Origin of the sequence: Pseudoxanthomonas sp. GW2 (assembly GCF_000283075.1) — a bacterium.
In the GTDB taxonomy this organism is placed as follows: domain Bacteria; phylum Pseudomonadota; class Gammaproteobacteria; order Xanthomonadales; family Xanthomonadaceae; genus Pseudoxanthomonas.
In genome coordinates, this window is sequence record NZ_ALIP01000063.1 from 1 (window position 1) to 4208 (window position 4208).

Genomic DNA, 4208 nt, shown 5'->3' on the forward strand with positions numbered 1-4208 from the left:
GCGCGGCGCGGGAGCGGGCGCTGGGGCCGGAGCAGGGGCCACCATCGGAGCGGGCGCGGGAGCCGGGACCGCCGCCGGGCCGGGGGCGGGTTCTGCCGGGGCCGCCACTGCCGGGGCGGGCTCGACGGCGGCCGCCGCCGGGGCGGCTTCGGTGGCGTCAGCGGGCGCCGGGGTACCGGCCGCTCCATCGGGCCCGACCGCGGCCTCCGACGGAGCCTCGGCCAGGTCTGCCGCCGCATCAGCCACGGCAGCCGGAACGTCAGCCGGAACGTCAGCCGGAACGTCAGCCGGGCGCTCGTCCATGACCGTAGCCTCCGCTCCAGGCGGCGGCGAGGGAGCCTGCGCATCGCCCGCAGGGGCCTGGGCGGCAGGCGCGGCCTCGCCGGCCGCAGGCTCGGGGGCCAGCAGTCCGTCCAGGTAGTCGTCCAGTGCCGCGACCCCGTTCATGCCGCCTGTTCCAGGGCCTGGGCATCGCTGGCCAGGATCCAGTCCAGCGCACGCCGGTAGGCGGACAGGGCACGCCCGGGATAGGCACCCTCGTCGGCAAACGGCTGCACCAGCAGTTCGGTATTGCACAGCCGGGTATCGACCGGGATCGCGTCATCCCACACGCGCTCGCCGTGTTCGTCCTGCATGCGCTTGAGTGCTTCCTGGCCGGCGCGGGTGCGGCGGTCGTACAGGGTCGGCAGCACCGACACCGGCAGCGGGCGCCGGCGCGAGCGCTCGACCATCTCCGCGGTGCGGCGCATGCCGGCCAGGCCGTGCAGCGCCAGCGGCTCGGCCTGGGTCGGGATGATCGCGCGGTCGGCCGCGGCCAGGGCGTTGATCATCAGCAGGCCCAGGGTCGGCGGGCAGTCAAGCAGCACGTAGTCGTGCTGGCCGGCATGGCGGGCCAGGGCCTGCGCCAGGGCCAGGCCGAGGCCGGGCTGGTTGGCGCTGCGCCGCTCCAGGGTGGCCAGGGCGGTCTGCGCGCACACGTAGTCCAGGCGCTCGACCGCGCTGGTCCGGGCGAGGCTCGCCAGCGGCCGCGGCGGCGTGGCGAACAGCTCCATCACGCCTTCCGGGGCCGGGTCGGCGGGCACGCCGAAGGTGCGGGTCAGGGACGAATGCGGGTCCAGGTCCACCAGCAGCACGCGGCTGCCGCGCGCGGCCAGGCCGCGGCCCAGGGCCAGGGTGGTGGTGGTCTTGCCCACGCCGCCTTTCTGGTTGGCGATCGCCCACACGCGCATCAGTCGGATCCTCCTGTGGTTCTTTCGGCTGCCGCGCCGGGCGCGGCAGCGGTGGCCGCCTGGCCGGGTGCCGCGCGCCCGGGCACCGGCTGGCTGGCTGCCACCTCTGCTATCGGCACCTGCGCGCCGCTCTTGACCGCCACGCCTTCCTCCGCGCCGGGGTCCGCATCGCCGGCGGCGCCGGGCGCGGCCAGCACGATCAGGACCACGCGGCGGTTGCGGTTGCGGCCTTCCTCGGTGAGGTTGTCCGCGCGCGGGCGGTGCTCGCCGTAGCCGACCATGGCCAGCCGCTCCGGGGCCACGCCCTGCGCCGAGAACAGGTGCACCACGCTGGCCGCGCGCGCCGCCGACAGCTCCCAGTTGGACGGGAACTGCACGGTGTTGATCGGGCGGTTGTCGGTATAGCCCTCCACCCGCACCGGGTTGGGGGTCTCGCGCAGCACGTCGGCCAGGCGGGTGAGCACCTCGCGCGCGGATGCGTCCAGCGCGGCCGAGCCGGTGTCGAACAGGATGTCGCTGTTGATCTCCACCTCCAGCCACAGCTCGGCGCGGCGGACGGTGATCAGGCGCGCGTCGACCAGCGGCGCCAGCGCCTCCTCCAGGCGCGTGGCGATGTTGCCGAGCTGGCGCTGGGCGCGCTGCACGGCGGCGCGGTCGGACACGTCCAGCGGCACCCCGGTGCGCATGTGCGAGGCCAGCGCCGGAAGCAGGGTGGGGTTGGGCGCGGGCGAGGGCGCAGACGGGCCGTGGCGGGCGCCGGACTTGATCGGCGAGGGCCGGTCGTAGTCCGAGCCCTGCAGCTGGAAGTTGCCGACCTGCACCGGGTTGATGGTGCGCGGCGCGCCGCCGAAGGCGGCGGTCAGGGCGTCGGCCAGCACCCGGTACTTGCCCTCGTTGAGGGTGGAGATCGCGTACATCACCACGAAGAACGCCAGCAGCAGCGTCATCAGGTCGGCGTAGGGGATCGCCCAGGCCTCGTGGTTGCCGTGCTCCTCGTGCTTCTTCCTGCGCGCCATCGACGGCTCCGGGTCAGTGCAGGAAGCCGGCGAGCCTGGATTCGATGTTGCGCGGGTTCTCGCCCTGCGCGATCGCGATCAGGCCCTCGATGATCATCTCCCGCTCGCCGGTGCGGCGGCCGATGACCGCCTTGAGCTTGGAGGCGATCGGCAGGAAGAACAGGTTGGCCGAGGCGATGCCGTAGATGGTCGCGGTGAACGCGGCGGCGATGCCGTGGCCGAGCTTGGACGGATCGGCCAGGTTCTTCATCACCGCGATCAGCCCGAACACGGCGCCGACGATGCCCAGGGTCGGGGCGTAGATGCCCATGCCCTCGAACACCTTGGCAGCGGCCAGCTCCTGGTTCTCCTGGCTCTCCAGGTCGATCTCCAGCATGTGCCGGATCTGCTCCGGCTCCACGCCGTCGACCAGCATCTGCAGGCCCTTCTTCAGGAACGGGTCCTCCTGCTCGCCGACCTGCTGCTCCAGGCCCAGCAGGCCCTGGCGGCGGGCGATGTTGCTCCATTCCAGGATCTGCGCCATCAGCGCGGCGCGGTCGGCGGCCGGCGGGCGCAGCACCCAGCCGACGATGCCCAGGGCGCGCTTGAACACCGGCGGCGGGGTGTGCACGAAGATCGCGGCGAAGGTGCCGAGGATCACGATCACGAACGCGGCGGCCGACCACAGCGAACCGAGGCCGGCGCCCTTGAGGATGGCGCCGCCGATCAGCGCGACCAGGGCAAGGAGCAGACCGATGAGGCTGAGGATGTCCATATGTCGGGTTATCGGCGCACGTGGACTGGGACTTGAGCGGGAACGCCCGCCGGCATCGCCGCCGGCGCGCGGCTGCGCGGAACGGCGCACGCGCACGGCGTGCGCCGCGCGCTCACGGACTGCTGGCGCGCAGGCCGTCGACGTCCAGGATCAGCGCCAGGCGGCCGTCGCCGATCAGGGTCGCGCCGGCATAGCCGGGCAGGCCGCGCAGGGCCTTGGGCAGCGGCTTGATCACCACTTCCTCGCGGCCGCGCACCTGGTCGACGATCAGGCCGAAGCGGGCGTCGCCCATCTGCAGCACGACCACGGTCAGGGCGCCGTTGCCGGACAGCGGCTCCAGCCCCAGCCAGCGGCGGAGGTCCACCAGCGGCAGGGTATGGCTCTGGCGGTCCATCACCGGACGGCCGTCGAACCAGCCCAGCGCGGAGGGCTTGGCGTGCAGCACCTCCTGCACCCGCGCCAGCGGCAGGGCGTACACCGCCTCGCCGGCCTGCACCAGCAGGGTGGGCAGGATCGCCAGGGTCAGCGGGACGCGGATCAGGAAGCGGGTGCCGCGGCCGAGCTCGGACTGGATCTGGATCTGCCCGCCCAGCTCGCGGATGCGCGACTGCACCACGTCCATGCCCACGCCGCGGCCGGAGATGTCGGTGACCTGGGTCTTGGTGGAGAAGCCGGGCAGGAACACCAGCTGCAGGCATTCGTCCGCGCCCAGGCGTGCCGCGGCCTCCGGGTCGATCAGCCCCTTCTCGCGCGCCTTGGCGCGCAGGCGCTCCGGATCGATGCCGGCGCCGTCGTCCTGGACCTCGATGGTGACGTAGTCGCCTTCCTGCTGCGCGGCCAGGCGCAGCCGGCCCACGCGCGGCTTGCCGGAGGCCTCGCGCACTTCCGGCGCCTCCACGCCGTGGTCGATGCCGTTGCGCACCAGGTGCACCAGCGGATCGGCCAGGGCCTCGACCAGGTTGCGGTCCAGCTCGGTGTCGGCGCCAACCATCTCCAGTTCGACTTCCTTGGCCAGCGAGCGGGCGACGTCGCGCGCCACCTTCGGGAAGCGCGAGAACACCTTGCCCACCGGCTGCATGCGCGTGCGCATGACCGCCGACTGCAGGCGCGCGGTGGCCACGTCGAGGCTGGCCACGGCGCGGTCGAGTTCGTCGTCGCGCAGGCGCGCGCGCAGGGTCTTGAGCCGGTTGCGCGCCAGCACCAGCTCTC

The 4208-nt window shown here is 73.5% G+C and carries 4 protein-coding genes; all 4 read right to left on the reverse strand.

Annotated features, from left to right (window positions below; translation table 11 throughout):
• Window positions 1–443 precede the first annotated feature (443 nt).
• Complete coding sequence (locus B351_RS0104670) at window positions 444–1229, reverse strand: ParA family protein (RefSeq protein ID WP_019397889.1); 786 nt, start codon at window positions 1227–1229, stop codon at window positions 444–446.
• Window positions 1229–2245 carry a flagellar motor protein MotD gene (gene motD / locus B351_RS0104675; protein WP_019397890.1) on the reverse strand — a complete coding sequence of 339 codons (1017 nt, stop codon included), beginning with the start codon at window positions 2243–2245 and terminating at the stop codon, window positions 1229–1231. Before motD ends, B351_RS0104670 begins: the two co-directional genes overlap by 1 nt.
• Before the next feature lie 13 nt (window positions 2246–2258).
• Window positions 2259–2999 carry a flagellar motor protein gene (locus B351_RS0104680; protein ID WP_019397891.1) on the reverse strand — a complete coding sequence of 247 codons (741 nt, stop codon included), beginning with the start codon at window positions 2997–2999 and terminating at the stop codon, window positions 2259–2261.
• A 112-nt stretch (window positions 3000–3111) separates the two neighbouring features.
• A partial coding sequence (locus B351_RS0104685) for a chemotaxis protein CheA (protein ID WP_019397892.1) occupies window positions 3112–4208 on the reverse strand: 1097 nt, incomplete at its 5' end.

Coding starts and splice junctions, on each gene's coding strand:
- B351_RS0104670 (WP_019397889.1), bottom strand. CDS start 1,229: ATGCGCGTGTGGGCGATCGCCAACCAGAAAGGCGGCGTGGGCAAGACC.
- motD (WP_019397890.1), bottom strand. CDS start 2,245: ATGGCGCGCAGGAAGAAGCACGAGGAGCACGGCAACCACGAGGCCTGG.
- B351_RS0104680 (WP_019397891.1), bottom strand. CDS start 2,999: ATGGACATCCTCAGCCTCATCGGTCTGCTCCTTGCCCTGGTCGCGCTG.